Genomic DNA, 20,107 nt, shown 5'->3' with positions numbered 1-20,107 from the left:
TCAGGTGGCGGCGATCTTCAGTCCCAGGATTGCCAGCAGGCCGCCGAAACCGCGGTCGATCACGGTCTTGAGGCCGACATAGCCCGCCCGCGTCCGTTCGAGCGAGAAGATTCGCGCGACCAGCGTGTTCCACAGCGTCTCGGAGGCGAAGATCACCGCAAGAAGCGCGGCATAGGTCCAAAGCGGGGTTTCCGGGGGCACGGTGCCGAGGAAGATGGCCGAGAACATCACGGCCGGCTTGGGATTCGCAAGCTGGGTGAACAGGCCAAGCCGGAACGCCGACAGGGCGGAACGCGGCACGGGCCGGCTGTCGGCCGTCACGAACGGCTCGGGCGCAAGGCGCCAGAGCTTCCAGCCCATCCAGACGAGATAGGCGGCGCCACCGATCTTCAGCGCCCAGAGAAGCGCGGGGGCTGCCACGAAAAGCAGGTTCAGACCGAACATGGCGGTCGAGGCCCAGACCACGGCGCCAGCCCCGATCCCCATGGCCAGCATGACACCTGTCCGCAGACCCTCGGTCAGTCCGGTTCGGGCAGACATGAGCACGGCCGGACCTGGCGAAATCGCCGCAAACACGACAAGCCCGACAAAAACCATGAAGGCCGCGAGCGTCATTGCCCGCCATCCTTGCGCCCGGTCACGACGTCGATGTCGGGCGCGTCAACAGCCTTCATGCCGACCAGGTGATAGCCCGCGTCGACATGGTGCACCTCGCCGGTCACGCCGGAGCCGAGGTCCGAGAGCAGGTAGAGCGCGGACTTGCCGACCTCGTCCTGGCTGACGTTGCGGCGGAGCGGCGAGTTCAGCTCGTTCCACTTCAGGATGTAGCGGAAATCGCCGATGCCGCTGGCCGCCAACGTCTTGATCGGCCCGGCCGAAATCGCGTTGCAGCGGATGCCGACCTTGCCCAGATCCTCGGCGATGTAGCGCACCGAGGCTTCAAGCGCGGCCTTGGCCACGCCCATGACGTTGTAGTGCGGCATCACCCGTTCGGCGCCGTAGTAGGTCAGCGTGAGGAGCGAGCCGCCATCGGGCATCAGCGCCGCCGCGCGCCGGCAGACGGCGGTGAAGGAATAGACCGAGATGTCCATGGTCATGCGGAAGTTCGCCGAACTCGTGTCGACATAGCGGCCGCGCAGCTCGTTCTTGTCGGAAAATCCGATCGCGTGCACCACGAAGTCGAGCTTGCCCCAGACCTTTTCGAGATGAGCGAAGAGCGCGTCGAGCGAGGCTTCGTCGGCAACGTCGCACTCGACGATTTCGGTCGATCCCACTTCCGCGGCAAGCGGCTCGACCCGCTTCTTCAGCGCCTCTCCCTGATAGGAAAAGGCCAGTTCGGCGCCCTGCTCGGCAACGGCCTTGGCAATTCCCCATGCGATGGACTTGTCGTTCGCAAGGCCCATGATCAGGCCGCGCTTGCCTGCCATCAGCTTCGTTGTCATCTCCGTCCCCCGGGCGACCTGTTCCGCGTTCCCTTCCATTAGGCCATGTCCGGGACTGCCGCAAGGGTAGCGGCGGGGCTTGCGCTTCGCCCCCGGCGATGTGCAGAGTATCGGCGAAAAACGGGTCGGACCCGGGCGACGGCACGAAAGAAAGGTGGCCGATGTCGGACAGAAGCGGTATGTTTTCAGGTAACGATCCCTTTGCAATCGCGCGAACGTGGTTGAAGGAAGCCGAAGGGCGGGAGCCGAACGATCCCGACGCGATCGCGCTTGCGACGGTGGATACCGATGGCCTTCCGAACGTCCGGATGGTCCTTCTGAAGGAGATCGAGGCCGATGCCTTCGTCTTCTACACGAATTACGGATCTGCCAAGGCGCGCGAGATCGACGCGACCGGAAAGGCCGCGTTCGTCCTGCACTGGAAATCGCTGCGCCGGCAGATTCGCGTCCGCGGCCTCGTCTCCCGCGAGGAGGGGCCGCAGGCAGACGCCTACTACGCCTCGCGCTCGCTCAAGAGCAGGCTTGGCGCCTGGGCCTCGCAGCAGTCGCGCCCGCTGTCCTCGCGCCTGGCGCTCATGGCCGAGGTGGCGCGCGTCACCGCCGAACAGGGCCCGAACCCGAAGCGCCCGCCCTTCTGGGGCGGGTATCGAATCCGCCCGCTCGAGATCGAATTCTGGGCCGACGGCGCCTTCCGTCTTCACGACAGGTTCAGGTGGACTCGCGCAGATTTGTTGCAGGACTGGCACATCGATCGACTAAACCCCTGAGGGAAACGCTTTGCGCAATGCAAATTCCAGGATTGCCGTTAGCGCTTGGAAAGGGACTTGAAAATGGACCGGCTGCCATGCGAGTTTCGGGTGTTCGGTGAAAGAAGCCCAAAAATACAAGACGGGGCACGCTAATGACGCAGCAAGAGCCCGCATCAAGACGGGTCACGGGTCGGGTCAAATGGTTCGATCCTGCAAAGGGGTTCGGCTTCATCGTCGGCAGCGAAGGCGCCGGCGACATCCTGTTGCATGCGAATGTGCTTCGCAACTTCGGGCAGGGGTCTGTCGCGGACAATGCCCGCATCACCGTGATGGTGCAGGTCACCGGGCGCGGCTCTCAGGCGGTCGAGGTCCTGGAGATCCTGCCGCCCGAAGGCGATGCCGCCCCGCCGATCGAGGATCTGGGCGACAGCGACATGGCCATGATCCTTGCGCTGCCGCTGGAACCCGCGCGGGTGAAGTGGTTCGACAAGGCCAAGGGCTTCGGCTTTGCCAACATCTTTTCGCGCCCCGAGGACGTGTTCATCCATATCGAGGTGCTGCGCCGGTCCGGGTTCGCCGACCTTGCCCCGGGCGAGGCCGTCTGCCTGCGCGTGATCGAGGGCAAGCGCGGGCGCATGGCCGCGCAGGTCACCTCGTGGGAAGCGGGCGTCAGGGAAGTCCGGTGATCCGACGTTTCCTTTTCGGTCTTGCCGGCACGATCGCGGCATTGCCCGCCTTCGCGGGATGCGCCCCCGATGTTGCGGAGCTGCGCTGGGACGGCGGCAAGGCCCGCTTCCGCGTCGAGATTGCCGACACGACCGAGGAACGCGCCAGGGGGCTGATGTTCCGTGACAGCATGTCCTCGGGGGCGGGGATGCTTTTCGTCTTCGAGACCCCGCGCGAGGTGGGGTTCTGGATGAAGAACACCCTGATCCCGCTCGACATGATCTTCGTCGCGCCCGACGGCCGCGTCGCCCGGGTGCACGAAAACGCCGTGCCGCAGGACGAGACGCTGATTCCCGGCGGCAGCGGCATCCAGTACGTGCTCGAGATCAACGGCGGGCTTGCGCGTCGCCTGGGCATCGTGGAAGGCGCGGAACTGCGCCACCCGGCGATCGACCAGGCCGCCGCGCTGTGGCCCTGCGCCGGCGAATAACGTCCTTTCCATCGCCGGTGCAAGCGGCTAGAGACGGTGCGTCGGGGCGTAGCGCAGCCTGGTAGCGCGACGGTTTTGGGTACCGTAGGCCGGAGGTTCGAATCCTCTCGCCCCGACCAACCGGCAGTCTTGGCAACCATTGCGCGTGGCGCCCCCTCGGGCGGGCAAGACTGCCCCTGTCATCTTTTTGCAATACTCCCGGCCGCCGCGCCGCCACCGCCCGACGCCGCCCGGCCTGTGGATAAATTCACGCGACGTGTGAGCATTCCGGGGCAAGGCGCGCCATTCCCTTGGCTTTTCGCGATGCCTGGCGCGGGCAACCGGCTGTGCATGAATCACCTGCCCGCCGCGGGGCCTGCGGCAGGGTCGGGCGTCAACCGAAAATAACGCCTCCGTGAACGAAAAATGCTGTTGACCAGAGGGGCGAATACACGCCAGTTTGTGCAGGCTGGAACGAATGCCACTAGATGTAGTGGCGCCTCTGAAAAAAATCGAAAACGGAGCCACAGATGCTGTGGCGCGTGATCTGCGGGCCTTCCCGCGGGCCGTGAAGGGTTTTTGCGAGAGTCCGGCACGGGCAAGAACGCTGCAACGCGTCGCCCGGATGGGACGGAAACAAGCGGCGGAACGCCGCGCAAGGAACGGGGCAGAGATGAAAATCGAAAGACGATTCACCAAACCGGGGGCGGGCGCCTATTCCGAGATCGCCTTCACCACGACCGTGTCCGAGATCCGCAATCCGGACGGCAAGGTGGTGTTCCGCAACGACGCGGTCGAGGTTCCCGCGGGCTGGAGCCAGGTCGCCTCGGACGTGCTGGCGCAGAAGTATTTCCGCAAGGCCGGCGTCGCGGCCTGCCTGAAGAAGGTGCGCGAAAAGGGCGTGCCCGAGTTTCTCTGGCGTTCCGTCCCGGACGAGGACGCGCTGGCCCGTTTGCCGAAAGAGACCCGCTTCGGCGGCGAGACTTCGGCCAAGCAGGTGTTCGACCGTCTAGCCGGCGCCTGGGCCTACTGGGGCTGGAAGGGCGGCTATTTCTCCTCCGAAGCCGACGCCGAGGCCTATTTCGACGAAATGCGCTTCATGCTGGCCGAACAGATGGCCGCGCCGAACTCGCCCCAGTGGTTCAACACCGGCCTGCACTGGGCCTACGGGATCGACGGTCCGGGGCAGGGCCATTTCTACGTCGACTACAGGACCGGCAAGCTGGTGAAGTCCGACTCGGCCTATGAACATCCCCAGCCGCATGCCTGCTTCATCCAGTCCGTCGCCGACGACCTCGTGAACGAGGGCGGCATCATGGACCTCTGGGTCCGCGAGGCGCGGCTGTTCAAGTACGGCTCCGGCACCGGCACCAACTTCTCCTCGCTCAGGGGCGAGGGCGAGCGGCTTTCGGGCGGCGGCAAGTCCTCGGGCCTGATGGGGTTCCTGAAGATCGGCGACCGCGCGGCGGGCGCGATCAAGTCGGGCGGCACCACGCGGCGCGCGGCCAAGATGGTGATCTGCGACATGGATCACCCTGATATCGAGGCCTTCGTGAACTGGAAGGTGATCGAGGAGCAGAAGGTCGCCTCGCTCGTCGCCGGCTCCAAGGCGCATGAGGCGCGGCTGAACGACATCTTCGCGGCGATCCGCCAGTGGGACGGCTCGACCGAGGACGCGGTCGATCCGGCGAAGAACGAGAGTCTGAAGTCCGCGATCCGCGGCGCCAAGCGCGCGATGATCCCGGAAACCTACGTCAAGCGCGTGCTCGACTACGCAAAGCAGGGGTACGGGAGCATCGAATTCCCGACCTATGACACCGATTGGGACAGTGAAGCCTACGCGTCGGTCTCCGGCCAGAACTCCAACAACTCCGTTCGGGTGACCGACGCCTTCCTCAAGGCGGTGAAGGACGATGCCGACTGGGAACTGATCCGCCGCACCGACGGCAAGGTGGCCAAGACCGTGAAGGCGCGCGACCTCTGGGCGCAGGTCGGCCACGCCGCCTGGGCCTGTGCCGACCCCGGCATCCAGTTCCACGACACGGTGAACGCCTGGCACACCTGCCCGGCGGACGGGCAGATCCGCGGCTCGAACCCCTGCTCGGAATACATGTTCCTCGACGACACCGCCTGCAACCTGGCGTCCATGAACCTGCTGACCTTCTACCACGGCGGCAAGTTCGACGCGGAAGGCTATGTCCATGCGACCCGGCTCTGGACCGTGACGCTGGAAATCTCGGTCCTGATGGCGCAGTTCCCATCGAAGGAGATCGCCCAGCGGTCCTATGACTTCCGCACGCTCGGCCTGGGCTACGCCAATATCGGCGGCCTCCTGATGAACATGGGCCTTGGCTACGACAGCCCCGAGGGCCGGGCGCTTTGCGGCGCGCTGACCGCGATCATGACCGGGGTGAGCTATGCCACCTCGGCGGAGATGGCGGGCGAGCTGGGCGCCTTCCCGTCCTACCCGCAGAACCGCGACCACATGCTGCGGGTGATCCGCAACCACCGCGCCGCTGCCTACGGCAGGACCGAGGGCTATGAGGCGCTGGCGGTTCGGCCGGTGCCGCTCGATCACGCGAATGTCCCCGATCAAACCCTTGTCGGCCTTGCGAAATCCGCCTGGGACGAGGCGCTGGCGCTGGGCGAGACGCACGGCTACCGCAACGCGCAGGCCACGGTGATCGCGCCGACCGGCACCATCGGCCTGGTGATGGACTGCGACACCACCGGGATCGAGCCGGACTTCGCGCTGGTGAAGTTCAAGAAGCTGGCCGGCGGCGGCTACTTCAAGATCATCAACCGCTCCGTCCCGGCGGCGCTGGAGACGCTGGGCTACGGCAGCGCGCAGATCGAGGAGATCGTCGCCCATGCCGTCGGCCATGCCTCCCTCGGCAACTGCCCCGGCGTCAACCACACCGCGCTGGTCGGCCACGGCTTCGGCCCGGCGGAACTGGCCAAGATCGAGGCGGCGCTGCCCTCGGCTTTCGATATCCGCTTTGTCTTCAACCAGTGGACGCTGGGGGAAAGCTTCTGCCGCGAAACCCTTGGCATCCCGGCCGAAAAGCTGGCCGATCCGACCTTCGACCTGCTCCGGCACCTGGGCTTTACCCGGGCCCAGATCGACGCGGCGAACGACCATGTCTGCGGGACGATGACGCTGGAAGGGGCGCCGCACCTGAAGCCGGAGCACTATCACGTGTTCGACTGCGCCAACCCCTGCGGCAAGACCGGCAAGCGGTTCCTCTCGGTCGAAAGCCACATCACCATGATGGCGGCGGCGCAATCGTTCATCTCGGGCGCCATCTCCAAGACGATCAACATGCCGAACTCGGCCACGATCGAGGATGTGCTGGCGGCCTATGAACTGTCGTGGAGCCTCGGCATCAAGGCCAACGCGCTCTACCGCGACGGGTCCAAGCTGTCGCAGCCGCTCGCCTCGGCGCTGGTCGAGGACGACGAGGAGGCGGAGGAGATCCTCGCCACCGGCTCGGCGCAGGAAAAGGCCGCCGTCCTGGCCGAGAAGATCGTCGAGAAGATCGTGGTGAAGGAAATCGTCCGCCGCCACCGCGAAAAGCTGCCCGAACGGCGCAAGGGCTACACCCAGAAGGCCATCGTCGGCGGCCACAAGGTTTACCTGCGCACCGGCGAATACAAAGACGGCTCCTTGGGCGAGATCTTCATCGACATGCACAAGGAAGGCGCGGGCTTCCGCGCGATGATGAACAACTTCGCCATCGCGGTGTCCGTGGGCCTGCAATACGGCGTGCCGCTGGAGGAGTTCGTCGACGCCTTCACCTTTACCAAGTTCGAACCCGCGGGGATGGTGCAGGGCAACGACTCGATCAAGAACGCGACCTCGATCCTCGACTACATCTTCCGCGAACTGGCGGTCAGCTACCTCGACCGCACCGACCTTGCCCATGTGAAGCCGCAGGGCGCGACCTTCGACGACCTCGGCGGCGGGGCGGACGAGGGCCGGGTGAACGTCGCCGAGGTGAGCGAGACGGCGGCCTCGAAGTCGATGGAGTTCCTCAAGTCGATTTCCTCGACCGGCTACCTGAGAAAGCGCCTGCCGCAGGAACTCGTCGTCCTGCAGGGCGGGGCGGGGGGCACCGCGCTGGCGGGCGACCCGATCGCCGCGCTGGCAACGCTGGTCCCCGCGACCGCCGTCGCCGCGACGGCGGGTGCCACCGCCATCGTCACCGGCACCGTCACCATGGACGCCCGCACCAAGGCCCGCATGCAGGGCTACGAGGGCGACCCCTGCGGCGAGTGCGGGAACTACACGCTGGTGAGGAACGGCACCTGCATGAAATGCAACACCTGCGGCGGGACGAGCGGGTGTAGTTGAGCCATCCAAGCCCCCGGCCGTGTCACGCCGGCGGGGGGTGCGGTTCCGGGGCGGGTGCGCTCGCCCCCGACGACGTTCAGGCCGCAGGCGAGAACACCGAGCGGTATGAAGGACGAGCCTGAGCGGCGAAACCTGGAGAGGGGCGGGGCGACCCGCCCCCTTTTTTTGCCCGCAGGTCCGACCCGTTATCGGGTTTCCGCCGCTCTGTTATTGCCTTACAGCGCCCCCCGGACCATCTTTGCCCCAAGGCTGGCGCCGTCGCGCCGGCGTTCTGAAGGAGATTGTCGATGAAGTTCCGCACCCTTGCCCTGTCGTTCGCCCTGGCGCTTGGCGCCGCCGCCGCCCAGGCGCAGGTTGCCGTCAGCGACACCGACGGCAACGGCACCTTCTCGATCGAGGAGATGACGGCGGCCTATCCGGACATGTCCGCGCCGCTCTTTTCCCAGATCGATGTGGACGGTTCGGGCGAGATCGACGCCGATGAGCTTCAGGCCGCCCGCGAGAACGGCCTGATCGGCTAGAAACGGCGCGCGTCCGGGGGGCGCCGAGGCGCCGATCGGCAGGGTTGCGCCGAGCCTTCGGCGCCCGATTGCCGCCGCGTAAGGCCGACCCTTGCGAACATTTCCGGACAGGCGCACACAGTCTGCGGTGGCAAGCAAGCCACTGATTCCAGGGCACAAGCCCCTATCTGGAGACAAGAAAGATGAAGAAGTTCGTTCTGGCCTTTGGCGCCCTTGCCGCATTCGGCTCCGTCGCGCACGCCCAGACGGTCGTCACCGATGCGGACGGCAACGGCACCTACTCGATCGAGGAGATGACCGCGGCCTATCCGGACATGACCCCCGAGCTGTTCGCGGAAATCGACGCGAACGCCGACGGTGCGGTTGACGCCGACGAACTGACGGCCGCACAGGAAGCCGGCAAGATCGCGGCCTGATCGGCCAGCGATCTTCCGCACGGGATTTCCCCGGCGGGATCAGGGCCCCGGAGCGACGCTCCGGGGCCTTTCTCATGACCGGGCCAGCGCCGCGATGTCGCCCCGGTCAAGGCCGCACCGCCGCCGCAGGAGCGCGCGGGTGCGCGCAGCGCGCGACATCACGGTGCCTGCCGGAATGCTCTCTGCGCGCGCGATCGCCTCGATCGGCTCACCGGCGGCAAGGCGACGAAGCAGGCGCGAGTCGTCGTCGGGCAGGCCGTCGAGCGCCGCCGAAACCTCGGCCAGCGTCAGCCGCAGCATCGCATCGGGAAGGACGGAAGGTTCGGGCGCCTCGGCCAGGGGAAGGGTGGGGCGCTCCGGCCGGCGGGCGAGGTTGCGCAGTGTCTCCTTCAGATAGGGGGCAAGGTCCGCGACTTCGGCCCCTGCGGCCAGTCGCGCCAGCACACGCAGGGCGGTTTCCTGCACCAGGTCCTCGGCCCGCGCGGGGTCGCGCGTCAGGCTTCGGGCCAGGCGCCCGAGGGCTGGCAGGGCGGCGGTGATGTCGTGATCCTGGGGCATGGGGTCCATCCGTTGACCCCACAGCATCTGCACCTGCCAACCCGCCCGGCAATGCGCCGGAATCCGCCCGGCGGATTGCCCCGCGGCGGTATCGGCCTTTTCCGGCGGGATGACGCCCAGACGGCACGGGGGGATCGGCGGAACGCAGCGGCCGGCGCCGGGCGACGTCCCGAGGCGGGATGAGGATGCCGCCGCACGCGTCCTGTCAGGGAAGGCCGCACAAGCCTTCGCAACGACAGACAGACAGGAGAATCGACATGAAACGCAGTCTCGCCATTGCCCTCTGCATCGCCGCGCCGGCGCTTGCCCCCGCGCTTGCCCTGGCCGCGACGCTGGCCGAGCTTGATGCGGACGCCAGCGGCACGCTGACGCTGGAGGAGCTTCAGGTGGCCTTTCCGGCACTGACGCCGGAAACGCTGCAGCCGCTCGACACCAACGCCGACGGATCGCTCGACGAGGCGGAGTTCACCGCGGCGGTGGATGCGGGTCAGCTTGTGGCGGCCGAATAGGGCGGACGCCCCTCGCGCGGCGTCTCGGGCGCCGCGCGATCATATCCTCCCTGCGCGCCGCCTCAGGCGCCGCGCGAGAGGGCCGCCACGCCGGTGCGCGCGACGTCGACAAGCCCGAGCGGGCGCATCAGGTCGGCGAAGGCGTCGATCTTCTCGGGCGTGCCGGTGATCTCGAAGACGAAGCTTTCCAGGGTGCTGTCGACCACGTTGGCGCGGAAGATCTCGGCGAGCCGCAGCGCCTCGATCCGCTTCTCGCCGGTGCCCACGACCTTGAAAAGCGAAAGCTCCCGCTCGACCGACGGACCCTCGACCGTCAGGTCGTGGACCTCGTGGACGGGCACGAGGCGGCCAAGCTGCGCCTTGATCTGTTCGATCACGGCCGGCGTGCCGCGGGTGACGACGGTGATCCGCGACCGGTGCCCCTTGTGGTCGACCTCGGCCACCGTCAGGCTGTCGATGTTGTAGCCCCGGCCCGAGAAAAGCCCGATCACGCGCGCCAGCACGCCCGCCTCGTTGTCGACGAGCACGGCGAGCGTGTGGGTCTCGATCACCTCGGCGTTGGGGTCGCGCAGGTCGTAGGCGGAGTGGCTCGACGAGCCTTTCTTGATCTTCAGGGCAGACATTTCCGTTTCCTTGCCTTCGGGCGGGATCGCGTGTTGGGCCAATTCGGACGGGTCGTTTGTGCACAGGGGACGATAGGCTTGCAACACGGGAAATGTGCGCAAGGCAAGAAAAATGTCATGCGGCCAAAGGTGTCGCATTGGACTTTTTCCGCGCGCTGTTGTCATAAAAGCGTCACGTGAGTGAACTTTGGCTCTTCGAGTCGCCTGCCGCTGCCGTCCGCAAGGAAAGGCTGCGTCAGGGGCGACCCCTGCGCCCGATGACGGTGGACATCTTGGCCCAAGCGGCGCGGTACCGGTTTCGAATGCTTCTGGCGGCGATCGTTGTGTCCGTGCTGGCCTTCTACTGCCGGGCCGACCTGTTCCTGAGCCTTGGCCTGCTGGACGATTCGCTGACCTCGGACAATCCGCTGACGCGGCACACCACGGTGATCGAGATCATGGTTGCGCGCGGTTCGCTGGTCGTGATGGCGGCGGGGTTCATTTTGGCCGGCCTTTGGGGCGAGCGGATCGGACAGGCAGCACCCGTGCGGGCGCTGCGCCGCCTGCCGGACCGGCTGGGTGCCACGGCGGAAGCGGAACTGGGGAAGATATGGAACCTTTCCCTGTTTGCCCTCGTCCCCGTCGCAGTCGCGCTTATCGTCTACGCCGCCGCCGGAGAGCGGGTGTTCACCGTCGATCAGATGGCCTGGATCAACCTTGAGGATGGCGTGATCGAGGATGGCCAGTTCATCTTCCTCTTGCTGGCGAGCGTGACGGGTTTCGCCTTGTTCGCGCGCGGGCGGCCGAACGGGGCGCGGCGCTTCATGTGGCTTGGCCTCGGGCTTCTGTTCTTCGCCATGGCGGGCGAGGAGATCAGCTGGGGCCAGCGCATCTTCGGCTTTGAAACCCCCAAGGCGATGGAGACGATCAACGTGCAGCGCGAGTTCAACCTGCACAATATGATGGGCTATCTTTTCGATCACCTCTTCATCCTTGGCTTCTTCTGCTGGGGCGTGATCCTGCCGATCCTCTACCGGGCCCTGGCCGATGTCCGGCGCGTCGTCGTGGCGACGGGTCTCCCGCTGCCCTCGGCGGGGCTGGCGGTCGGCATGTTCCTGGCCAGCCTGATGCAGGAGCCGGTCGTGAATGCCTTCATGACGCCTGCGGGGGGGCTGCGCGTGGCCGAGATGCGCGAACTGCTGTCCGCGCTCTGCTTTGCGCTGCTGATGATCGAGACGCGACGGACGCACGGCGTCGGGCTCGGACCCGCCTCCCTTCGGCAGAAGGGCACGCCGGGGCGCGCCTGACGGGGTGCGCGCGCCGGCCGGTGACGGCGGGCCTCAGACCAGAACCGCGCCGCCCGCCTGGATCGCGCCCTCGGTCGAGGCGTCGCCCAGAAGCATCTCGTTGTGCGGCTTGCCCGAAGGGATCATCGGGAAGCAGTTCTCATGCTTCTCCACCAGCACGTCGAGGATGAAGGGCCCGTCATACTCGATCATCGCCATGATCGCGTCGTCGAGGTCCTTCGGGCTGTCCACCTTGGCGCCGCCGCAGCCGAAGGCCTCGGCCAGCTTCACGAAGTCGGGCAGGCTTTCGGACCAGGAATGCGAATAGCGCTCTCCGTGCAGCAATTGCTGCCACTGGCGCACCATGCCGAGGCGCTCGTTGTTCAGGATGAACTGCTTGACCGGCGCGCGGAACTGCACCGCCGTCCCCATCTCCTGCATGTTCATCAGCCACGACGCCTCGCCTGCGACGTTGATGACGAGCGCGTCGGGATGGGCGACCTGCACCCCGATCGAGGCCGGCAGTCCATAGCCCATGGTGCCGAGGCCCCCGGAGGTCATCCAGCGGTTCGGCGCGTCAAAGCCGAGGTATTGCGCCGCCCACATCTGGTGCTGGCCGACCTCTGTGGTGACATAGCGGTCGCGGCCCTTGGTCAGCGCCTCAAGCCGTTCCAGCGCGTGCTGCGGCTTGATCGTCTTTTCGGAGCCCTTGTAGGCAAGGCAGTTCTTCAGTCGCCACTGGTCGATCTGGCCCCACCACTTCGCCAGCCCCTCCTTGTTGACCTTGCGGCCGCGCGACTTCCAGACCTTCAGCAGGTCTTCAAGGACGTGGCCGACGTCGCCGACGATGCCGATGTCGACATGGATGACCTTGTTGATCGACGAAGGGTCGATGTCGACATGCGCCTTCTTCGAACGGGGGGAGAAGTCGGCGATGCGGCCGGTGATGCGGTCGTCGAAGCGCGCGCCGAGGTTGATCATCAGGTCGCAGCCGTGCATCGCGAGGTTCGCCTCGTAAAGGCCGTGCATGCCGAGCATGCCGATCCAGTTCTTTCCGCTGGCCGGGTAGGCGCCAAGGCCCATCAGCGTCGAGGTGACCGGAAAGCCCGCCGCATCGGCCAGTTCGCGCAGCAGTTGGCTGGCGCCGGGGCCGGAGTTGATGACGCCGCCGCCGGTATAGAGGATCGGGCGTTCCGCCTTTTCCATCATCTCGACCAGTTCGGTGATCAGGCCGATGTCGCCCTTCACCTTCGGCTGGTAATGCGATGTCCGGGCGGCCTTCGGCGCGGTGTAGCTGCCGGTGGCGAACTGCACGTCCTTCGGAATGTCGACCAGAACCGGGCCGGGGCGGCCCGAGGTGGCGACGTGGAAGGCCTGGTGAATGGTGTCGGCCAGCCGGTCGGTGTCCTTCACCAGCCAGTTGTGCTTGGTGCAGGGGCGTGTGATGCCGACCGTGTCGGCCTCCTGGAAGCCGTCGGTGCCGATCATGAAGGTGGGCACCTGTCCCGTCAGCACGACAAGCGGGATCGAATCCATCAGCGCGTCGGTCAGGCCGGTGACGGCATTGGTGGCGCCGGGGCCCGAGGTGACGAGGACGACGCCCGGCTTGCCGGTCGAGCGGGCGTAGCCCTCGGCCATGTGGACGGCGCCCTGTTCATGGCGGACAAGGATGTGGCGGATGTCGTTTTGCTGGAAGATTTCGTCATAGATCGGAAGCACCGCGCCGCCGGGATACCCGAAGACCGTGTCGACCCCCTGATCCCTCAGCGCCTGAACCACCATCCGCGCGCCGGTCATCTGCCCTGACATCTGTCGCTCCATCCTCGCATCATGCCTTGCAACAAAAAGCCCCGGGCTTTTCCGACCGGGGCGCATGGGAACCGTTCTGGTCAACCGTCACCGGCCCATGCGCATCGTCCCCACAAGTACCAGGATCGCGTCCATCGCTTCCAACGGCCCTTTGCTGCTGTGCGGCGGACATTATGCAGGCTTGATTGCAGCGTCAACCGCCAAAATCGGGAATAAAGTGTCGCAGGGGCGCCGGCGGTCGCACTTTTGTTGCGTTCACCTGCGGTTTTCGCGCAAGAAACCGAATCTGCCGGGGCCTATCCCAGCCCGAGCAGCGCCAGATATCCGGCGTAGCTGGCCAGAAGGCCGGTTCCCGCCAGACGCCCCACGCGGCCGGGAAGGGCCGCGAGTGCCAGGAAGGCCAGCGCCGCGCCCAGCGCCAGGCCGATGTCAAGGCCGGAAAAGTGCGGGTCCACCGGGACCGGCGTGACCGTCGCGGTGACGCCGAGGATGCCGAGGATGTTGAAGATGTTGGAGCCGAGGATGTTGCCGATGGCCAGTTCGGGATGCTTGCGGAAGGCCGCCATGATCGAGGTCGCCATTTCCGGCAGCGAGGTTCCGACCGCGACGATGGTCAGCCCGATCACCGCCTCGGACACGCCGAAGGCACGGGCAATCTCGGTCGAGCTGACGACCATCGCCTTTGCTCCGGCCATCAGGACGAGCAATCCGCCCACCGCCATCAGCGCGGTCTGCCAGACAGGACGGGCCACGACCGGGCCTTCGGGGATTTCCCGCGCGCCCTTGAGCGAAATCCAGAGGTAGACGCCAAGCCCGGCCAGCAGCAGCATCCCTTCCGGGCGGGACACCACGCCGCCGCCGAGCATGACCCAGAGCACGATCGTCGCCCCGATCATGAAGGCGAAGTCGCGGCGCAGGCGTGCGAAGTCGAGCATCATGGGTACGATCATCGCCGACAGGCCGAGGATGAGCAGGATGTTGGCGATGTTGGAGCCCACGACGTTGCCGATGGCGAGCGCCGGCGCGCCGTCGAGCGCCGCCTGGAGCGAGACCAGAAGCTCCGGCGTCGAGGTGCCGAAGCCGACGATGGTCAGGCCGATGATCAGGGGCGGCACATGGAACCTTTGGGCAAGCCCGACGGCACCACGGATCAGGAACTCTCCACCGACCAGAAGGCCCGCAAGGCCCGCCAGGAACAGGATATAGGTCAAAGTCTTCTCCCTCGCTCGTGCCTAGGAGATTGGCGCGGGGCGAGGCTTTGCAAGGGGGCGGGCGGCAAAAATCGGCCCGCGACGCCGGGCTGCCTCAGGCCGCGGGGCTGCGTTCCGCCCCCGTCTTCAGCTTCAGCCCGACCTCGGCGATCGTGCGGATCACCGGCAGAAGCTCCGCCCCGAGCGGGGTCAGTTCATATTCGACCGAGGGCGGTGAGGTCGGCATGACGCGGCGCAGGACGATGCCGTTTTCCTCCATCTCCTTCAGCCGCGCGGACAGCACCTTGGCCGAGATGTCCTCAAGGTCGGACTTGAGTTCCGAGAACCGCCGCGGGCCGCCGGAAAGGTACCAGATCACGTTGGGCGTCCAGGCCCCGCCGATCAGCGCCATGCAGGCCGACAGCGGGCAGAGCGGGTTGGGCGCGTGGTTCTTGCGGCGTTTCAGCGGCATCCGGTCCTCACCTGGTTACCGCGGGGATACCGCAAAGTGTGGGTTACTGCAAGATGCATGGTTTCCAAAGGTAATCAAGGCGTCCTATGTAACCTTCATCGACAACACCAGCGAGAGACGGACCATGAAGCTCTACTATTCCCCCGGCGCCTGTTCGATGGCCTCCCACATCGTCCTGCACGAGATCGGCCGGCCCTTTGCCGTCGAACGGGTCGACGGTGCTGCGAAAAGAACCGAAAGCGGCGCCGACTACTGGGCGATCAACCCCAAGGGCAAGGTGCCCGCGCTCGAGGTCGGGGACGAGGTGCTGACCGAGGGCCCCGCGATCCTGCAGTTCGTCGCCGATGCGGCGGGCGAGCGGGTGCTGGCGCCCGAACCCGGCACCCTGGCGCGCGCGCGGGTGAACGAGGTGCTGAACTACACCGGGACCGAGTTGCACACCGCCTTCGGCCCGCTCTTCAACCCGGCGAGCGACGAGGCGGAGAAGGACGCGGCGCGGGCGAACGTGGCGAAGAAGTTCGACTGGCTCGAGGCCCGGCTGGCCGACGGCCGCGCCTATCTGACGGGGGCGCAGTTCACCGTGGCGGATGCCTATGCCTTCGTCGTCGCGAACTGGGCGAATTTCACCGGCATTTCGCTCGCCGCGTGGCCCCGGCTTGGCGCCTTCGTCGCCCGCGTGGCCGCGCGTCCGGCCGCGCAGGCGGCGATGCGGGCCGAGGGGCTGATCTGAGATGTCGTCGGCGCGGCCCCCCTTCGATGCCGTCGTCGAGGTGCTGAACACCTATTTCGACGGGCTTTACCACTCCGACACGGGCCGCCTGGCCCGTGTCTTCCACCCGCGCGCGATCTATGCCTCGGTCAGCGAGGGCGCGCTGCTTTACCGGACGATGGCGGAATACTTCCCCGTCGTCGCGGCCCGGCCGGCCCCGGCCGCGCGCGCAGAGGTGCGGCGCGACCGCATCCTGTCGGTAAGCTTTGCCGGCCCGGCGACGGCCGTGGCGCAGGTCAACTGCGCCCTCGGCGACCGCTTTTTCACCGACTGCCTGACGCTGATCCTCGACGAGGGGCGCTGGCAGATCATCTCCAAGGTTTTCCACCACGACCCCCTGAACGGATGAGGACACCATGCCCTACGTGAACATCAAGATCACCCGCGAGGGGGCGACCCCCGCGCAGAAGGCGAAGCTGATCGAGGGGGTCACCGACCTTCTGGTGCGCGTGCTCGACAAGTCGCCCGCCACCACCTTCGTCGTCATCGACGAGGTCGCGCTGGAGGACTGGGGCATAGGCGGCCTGCCGGTCGAGGACTATCGCCGCGTCATGCGGGCGGATCGCGGCCGGGTCCCGATGAAGTGAATGATGACCCGGCGTCATTGCGACGCTTGCGGCCATCGCGCGCTTGATCGAGGGGGGGATGTGTCTATTCTCTCGGTGTCCCGAAACAACCTGCTTCGGACAGCCAACAACAACCGGGAGAGTCCTACTGATGGATAGACGTTCGTTCATGACCAAGGCCGCGCTGGGCGGCGCAGCCGGCACCGTTGCCCTGGCGGCCCCCGCCGTCGCGCAGTCCAACCCCAAGATCAACTGGCGCGTGACCTCGTCGTTCCCCAAGGCGCTCGACACGATCTACGGTGCGGCCGAGACCATGGCCAAGTACGTCGCCGAGATGACCGAAGGCAACCTGACGCTCCAGGTGTTCCCGGCCGGCGAACTGGTTCCGGGGCTGGAAGCGGCCGATGCCGTTTCTGCCGGAACGGTGGAAAGCTGCCACACCGCCTCCTACTACTTCTGGGGCAAGGATCCGACCTATGCGCTCGGCACCTGCGTGCCCTTCGGTCTGAACTACCGCCAGATGAATGCCTGGCTCTACTACGGCGGCGGCATCGACCTTCTGAACGAGTTCTTCCACACCCAGAACCTGCACTACCTGCCCTGCGGCAACACCGGGGTGCAGATGGGCGGCTGGTACCGCAAGGAGATCAACTCCGCCGCCGATCTTCAGGGCCTGAAGATGCGGATCGGCGGCTTTGCCGGCAAGATCATCGAGAAGCTGGGCGTGGTGCCGCAGCAGATCGCGGGCGGCGACATCTACCCCTCGCTGGAAAAGGGCACCATCGACGCGGCGGAATGGGTCGGACCCTATGACGACGAGAAGCTCGGCTTCTACAAGGTCGCGCCCTACTACTACTATCCGGGCTGGTGGGAAGGCGCGCCGGTGCTGTCGACGCTGGTCAACCTCGACAAGTGGAACGAACTGCCGGCCAACTACCAGCAGGTCATCGCCACCGCTTGCGAGGCGGCGAACTCCAACATGATGGCCTCCTACGACTGGAAGAACCCCGCCGCGCTGCGGTCGCTGGTCGCGAACGGCGCGCAGCTGCGCCCGATGCCGCAGGACGTGCTCTCGGCCGCCTACGACGCCTCTCAGGAAGTCTATGCCGAGGTGTCGGCCACCAACGAGACGTTCAAGAAGATCCTGGAAAGCCAGAACGCGTTCAAGCGCGATGCCTATCTCTGGGCCCAGATCGCAGAATACAACTTCGACGTCTTCATGATGGGCCAGCAGCAGGCCGGCAAGCTCTGATCCGCGCCGCGGACAGGGAAAGCCCGAAAGGAAAGGCCCCGGAACTCCGGGGCCTTTTTCATTGCGCGAATGACGCCCTGGTCAGGGGTTGACCACCGGCGCGCCGATCTGGGGCGCGCCCAGCGTCGGCAGGCCGCCGAGCGACCCGCCGCCGGTGCCGCCGCCCAGCGGTTGCAGCGTCGGCACCTTGATCTCGATCGTCGAGGGGTCGATCACCGGGCCCTTGTAGTGCATGACCATGCCGGGGAAGGCGATGACGACGGCGATCATGACCACCTGGATCACCACGAAGGGCACCGCCCCCCAATAGATCTGGCCGGTCGAGACGCCGGCGACCTGCTGGCCCGTGACCTTGTCCAGATAGGACCCCCGCGGCGCGACCGAGCGCAGGTAGAACAGCGCGAAGCCGAAGGGCGGGTGCATGAACGAGGTCTGCATGTTGACGCCCAGGATGACGCCGAACCAGATCAGGTCGATCCCCAGCGCCTCGGCTGCGGGGGCCAGAAGCGGCACGATGATGAAGGCCAGTTCGAAGAAGTCGAGGAAGAAGGCCAGCAGGAAGACCAGGATCGAGACGATGATGAGGAAGCCCATCTGCCCGCCCGGAAGCCCGACCAGAAGGTGTTCCACCCAGACATGCCCGTTCACCCCGTAGAAGGTGAGCGAGAAGACCCGCGCACCGATCAGGATGAACATGACGAAGGAGGCGAGCCGGGTGGTCGCGACCAGCGCCTGCTGCACGACCGGCATCGTCAGCCGCCGCTTGGACGCGGCCAGGACCAGCGCGCCGACCGCCCCCATCGCGCCGCCCTCGGTCGGCGTCGCGACGCCGAGGAAGATGGTGCCGAGCACAAGGAAGATGAGCGCGAGCGGCGGGATCAGCACCATGATCACCTGACCGGCGAGGCGGCTCAGCACGCCAAGGCCCAGCGCACGGTCGAGGACGGCGAAGGCATAGATCACCGCCACGCCCGCCGCGGCGCCCAGGATGTCGGCATTCGCGCCATGGGTGGGGGCCAGCCAGACATGCGCGCCATAGCCGATCGCCATGCAGGCCAGAAGCGCCACGATCAGCGAGGTCACGCCCTGGCCGAGCGTGCGTGCCTCCTTCGGCAGGGCGGGCACCCACTGCGGCCGGGCGAGCGAGACAAGGAAGACATAGCCGAGGTAGAAGCCGGTCAGCACCAGCCCCGGGATCAGCGCGCCCTTGTACATGTCGCCCACCGACCGGCCCAGCTGGTCGGCCAGCACGATGAGGACGAGCGAGGGCGGGATGATCTGGGCGAGCGTGCCGGAGGCGGCAATGACGCCCGTCGCCAGCCGCCGGTCATAGCCGTAGCGCAGCATGATCGGCAGCGAGATGAGGCCCATCGCGATGACCGAGGCAGCAACGACACCCGTGGTCGCGGCCAGCAGCGCGCCGACGATGATCACCGCATAGGCCAGACCGCCGCGCACCGGGCCGAAAAGCTGGCCCACCGTGTCGAGCAGATCCTCCGCCATGCCGGATTTCTCCAGCACGATCCCCATGAAGGTGAAGAAGGGAATGGCCAGCAGCGTCTCGTTCGACAGCACCCCCCACAATCGCTGCGGCATGGTGAAGAGAAGCGGCCAGTCGAGCGTGATGGTGTTGGACGACCACGGCGCCAGCCAGACCCCGATGGCGAAGAAGACGAGGCCGTTGGCGGCCAGCGAGAAGGCGACCGGATAGCCAAGCAGGAGGAAGACCACCAGCGAGGCGAACATGATGGGCGCCATGTTGAGGGCGATGAACTCGATCATTCGGATTTTTCCCCCGTGCGCTTGCCGGCGTCCTCGACCATCGCGGCGCCTTCGATCTCGGCAGCGTGGTGATGCGACACGAAGGGATGCGGGTCATCGATCAGCCCCCGCATCACCGCGATCTTCTTGACGATCTCGGAGATCGCCTGCAGCACGAGAAGGACGAAGCCCCCCGCAAGGATGGCCCGCGCCGGCCAGATGATCAGCCCGCCCGCGTTGGTCGAGATCTGGCCGATCTTCCAGGCCTGCCAGGCATAGGGCACCAGCATCCATGTCATCAGCACGACGAAGGGCAGCAGGAAGAAGACATGGCCGACAAGGTCGATCCAGTGCTGCGTGCGCCGCGACCGCGTGCCATAGAAGATGTCGATGCGGATGTGCTCGTTTTCCTTCAGCGTGTAGGCCGCGGCCAGCATGAAGGCGGCGCCGTAGAGGTACCACTGCAACTCCAGCCAGGCGTTGGACGAGGTGGAGAATACCTTGCGGACGATGGCATTGGCCGCGCTGACCAGGATCGCCAGCAGGATCAGCCAGATCACCGCCTTTCCGATCCGCTCGTTCAGCCGGTCGATCCCTCGCGAAAGGGATAGAAGTGGTTGCATCGCTTGTATCCTCCCCTGGCGCTTGCTGCGCGTTCTTGCCCGTTCCGGGAACTGGTTAGAAATTTTTACCAATTAACGGATAACTGTGCCTCC

At 66.3% G+C, this 20,107-nt stretch carries 21 protein-coding genes and 1 tRNA gene; 13 read left to right on the top strand and 9 right to left on the bottom strand.

Features of this window, described 5'->3' with window-relative positions; all coding sequences use genetic code 11:
* Both N5I32_RS06535 and fabI read right to left on the bottom strand, forming a co-directional pair.
* Positions 1–615: a LysE family translocator gene (locus N5I32_RS06535; protein WP_261494583.1), complete on the bottom strand. Its 615-nt coding sequence runs from the start codon at positions 613–615 to the stop codon at positions 1–3.
* The gene (gene fabI / locus N5I32_RS06530) at positions 612–1,442 is read right to left on the bottom strand and encodes an enoyl-ACP reductase FabI (RefSeq protein WP_261494582.1); all 831 of its coding nucleotides are present in this window, start codon (positions 1,440–1,442) and stop codon (positions 612–614) included. Before fabI ends, N5I32_RS06535 begins: the two co-directional genes overlap by 4 nt.
* A gap of 161 nt (positions 1,443–1,603) precedes the next feature.
* Here fabI and pdxH point away from each other — a divergent pair, with 161 nt between their 5' ends.
* The 7 genes from pdxH to N5I32_RS06495 all read left to right on the top strand — a co-directional run bounded on the left by pdxH (position 1,604) and on the right by N5I32_RS06495 (position 8,617).
* Positions 1,604–2,209, top strand: coding sequence for a pyridoxamine 5'-phosphate oxidase (pdxH, locus tag N5I32_RS06525; protein WP_261494581.1), 606 nt, complete (start codon positions 1,604–1,606; stop codon positions 2,207–2,209).
* 134 nt (positions 2,210–2,343) lie between these two features.
* On the top strand, positions 2,344–2,877 hold the full coding sequence (locus tag N5I32_RS06520; protein WP_261494580.1) for a cold-shock protein: 534 nt from the start codon (positions 2,344–2,346) through the stop codon (positions 2,875–2,877).
* The gene (locus tag N5I32_RS06515; protein WP_439648192.1) at positions 2,877–3,347 is read left to right on the top strand and encodes a DUF192 domain-containing protein; all 471 of its coding nucleotides are present in this window, start codon (positions 2,877–2,879) and stop codon (positions 3,345–3,347) included. The genes N5I32_RS06520 and N5I32_RS06515 overlap by 1 nt, the downstream gene beginning before the upstream one ends.
* A gap of 42 nt (positions 3,348–3,389) precedes the next feature.
* Positions 3,390–3,466, top strand: a tRNA-Pro gene (locus tag N5I32_RS06510).
* Positions 3,467–3,999: 533 nt separating this feature from the next.
* Positions 4,000–7,680 carry a vitamin B12-dependent ribonucleotide reductase gene (locus tag N5I32_RS06505; RefSeq protein ID WP_261494578.1) on the top strand — a complete coding sequence of 1,227 codons (3,681 nt, stop codon included), beginning with the start codon at positions 4,000–4,002 and terminating at the stop codon, positions 7,678–7,680.
* Between the two features lie 287 nt (positions 7,681–7,967).
* The gene (locus N5I32_RS06500; protein ID WP_261494577.1) at positions 7,968–8,201 is read left to right on the top strand and encodes an EF-hand domain-containing protein; all 234 of its coding nucleotides are present in this window, start codon (positions 7,968–7,970) and stop codon (positions 8,199–8,201) included.
* A gap of 182 nt (positions 8,202–8,383) precedes the next feature.
* Positions 8,384–8,617 (top strand): EF-hand domain-containing protein, encoded by a 234-nt coding sequence (locus N5I32_RS06495; RefSeq protein WP_261494576.1) that lies wholly within the window; start codon positions 8,384–8,386, stop codon positions 8,615–8,617.
* Positions 8,618–8,689: 72 nt separating this feature from the next.
* Here N5I32_RS06495 and N5I32_RS06490 read toward each other — a convergent pair whose 3' ends face one another.
* Complete coding sequence (locus N5I32_RS06490) at positions 8,690–9,175, bottom strand: RNA polymerase sigma factor (RefSeq protein WP_261494575.1); 486 nt, start codon at positions 9,173–9,175, stop codon at positions 8,690–8,692.
* 257 nt (positions 9,176–9,432) lie between these two features.
* Between N5I32_RS06490 and N5I32_RS06485 the strand changes: the two genes are divergently transcribed.
* On the top strand, positions 9,433–9,684 hold the full coding sequence (locus N5I32_RS06485; RefSeq protein WP_261494574.1) for an EF-hand domain-containing protein: 252 nt from the start codon (positions 9,433–9,435) through the stop codon (positions 9,682–9,684).
* A gap of 62 nt (positions 9,685–9,746) precedes the next feature.
* On the opposite strand, the gene ilvN is transcribed toward N5I32_RS06485, so the two are convergent.
* Positions 9,747–10,307: an acetolactate synthase small subunit gene (gene ilvN, locus N5I32_RS06480; RefSeq protein WP_261494573.1), complete on the bottom strand. Its 561-nt coding sequence runs from the start codon at positions 10,305–10,307 to the stop codon at positions 9,747–9,749.
* 176 nt (positions 10,308–10,483) lie between these two features.
* Here ilvN and N5I32_RS06475 point away from each other — a divergent pair, with 176 nt between their 5' ends.
* Positions 10,484–11,593, top strand: coding sequence for a hypothetical protein (locus N5I32_RS06475; protein WP_261494572.1), 1,110 nt, complete (start codon positions 10,484–10,486; stop codon positions 11,591–11,593).
* A gap of 33 nt (positions 11,594–11,626) precedes the next feature.
* On the opposite strand, the gene N5I32_RS06470 is transcribed toward N5I32_RS06475, so the two are convergent.
* From N5I32_RS06470 to N5I32_RS06460, 3 genes are all read right to left on the bottom strand, one after another.
* Entirely contained in the window at positions 11,627–13,381 is a 1,755-nt protein-coding gene (locus N5I32_RS06470; protein ID WP_261494571.1) for an acetolactate synthase 3 large subunit, read from the bottom strand.
* Between the two features lie 296 nt (positions 13,382–13,677).
* Entirely contained in the window at positions 13,678–14,592 is a 915-nt protein-coding gene (locus N5I32_RS06465) for a calcium/sodium antiporter (protein ID WP_261494570.1), read from the bottom strand.
* 94 nt (positions 14,593–14,686) lie between these two features.
* A complete protein-coding gene (locus N5I32_RS06460; protein ID WP_261494569.1) occupies positions 14,687–15,043 on the bottom strand; it encodes a winged helix-turn-helix transcriptional regulator in 357 nt (118 codons plus the stop codon).
* 124 nt (positions 15,044–15,167) lie between these two features.
* Here N5I32_RS06460 and gstA point away from each other — a divergent pair, with 124 nt between their 5' ends.
* The 4 genes from gstA (at position 15,168) to N5I32_RS06440 (ending at position 17,630) form a co-directional block, all read left to right on the top strand.
* Positions 15,168–15,773, top strand: a complete 606-nt coding sequence (gstA, locus tag N5I32_RS06455; protein WP_261494568.1) for a glutathione transferase GstA — start codon at positions 15,168–15,170, stop codon at positions 15,771–15,773.
* A 1-nt stretch (position 15,774) separates the two neighbouring features.
* Positions 15,775–16,161 carry a nuclear transport factor 2 family protein gene (locus N5I32_RS06450; protein WP_261494567.1) on the top strand — a complete coding sequence of 129 codons (387 nt, stop codon included), beginning with the start codon at positions 15,775–15,777 and terminating at the stop codon, positions 16,159–16,161.
* A 7-nt stretch (positions 16,162–16,168) separates the two neighbouring features.
* Entirely contained in the window at positions 16,169–16,399 is a 231-nt protein-coding gene (locus tag N5I32_RS06445) for a tautomerase family protein (RefSeq protein WP_261494566.1), read from the top strand.
* Positions 16,400–16,529: 130 nt separating this feature from the next.
* Entirely contained in the window at positions 16,530–17,630 is a 1,101-nt protein-coding gene (locus tag N5I32_RS06440; RefSeq protein ID WP_261494565.1) for a TRAP transporter substrate-binding protein, read from the top strand.
* A gap of 81 nt (positions 17,631–17,711) precedes the next feature.
* Here the strand turns inward: N5I32_RS06440 and N5I32_RS06435 are convergent, their stop codons facing one another.
* Entirely contained in the window at positions 17,712–19,412 is a 1,701-nt protein-coding gene (locus tag N5I32_RS06435; RefSeq protein ID WP_261494564.1) for a TRAP transporter large permease, read from the bottom strand.
* On the bottom strand, positions 19,409–20,014 hold the full coding sequence (locus N5I32_RS06430; protein ID WP_261494563.1) for a TRAP transporter small permease subunit: 606 nt from the start codon (positions 20,012–20,014) through the stop codon (positions 19,409–19,411). The genes N5I32_RS06435 and N5I32_RS06430 overlap by 4 nt, the downstream gene beginning before the upstream one ends.
* Positions 20,015–20,107: the final 93 nt, after the last annotated feature.

This window comes from Albidovulum sediminis, from assembly GCF_025380365.1.
Classification (GTDB): domain Bacteria; phylum Pseudomonadota; class Alphaproteobacteria; order Rhodobacterales; family Rhodobacteraceae; genus Albidovulum; species Albidovulum sediminis.
Note: the sequence above shows the minus strand (reverse complement) of the source record. Positions and strands in the feature narration are given on the sequence as shown.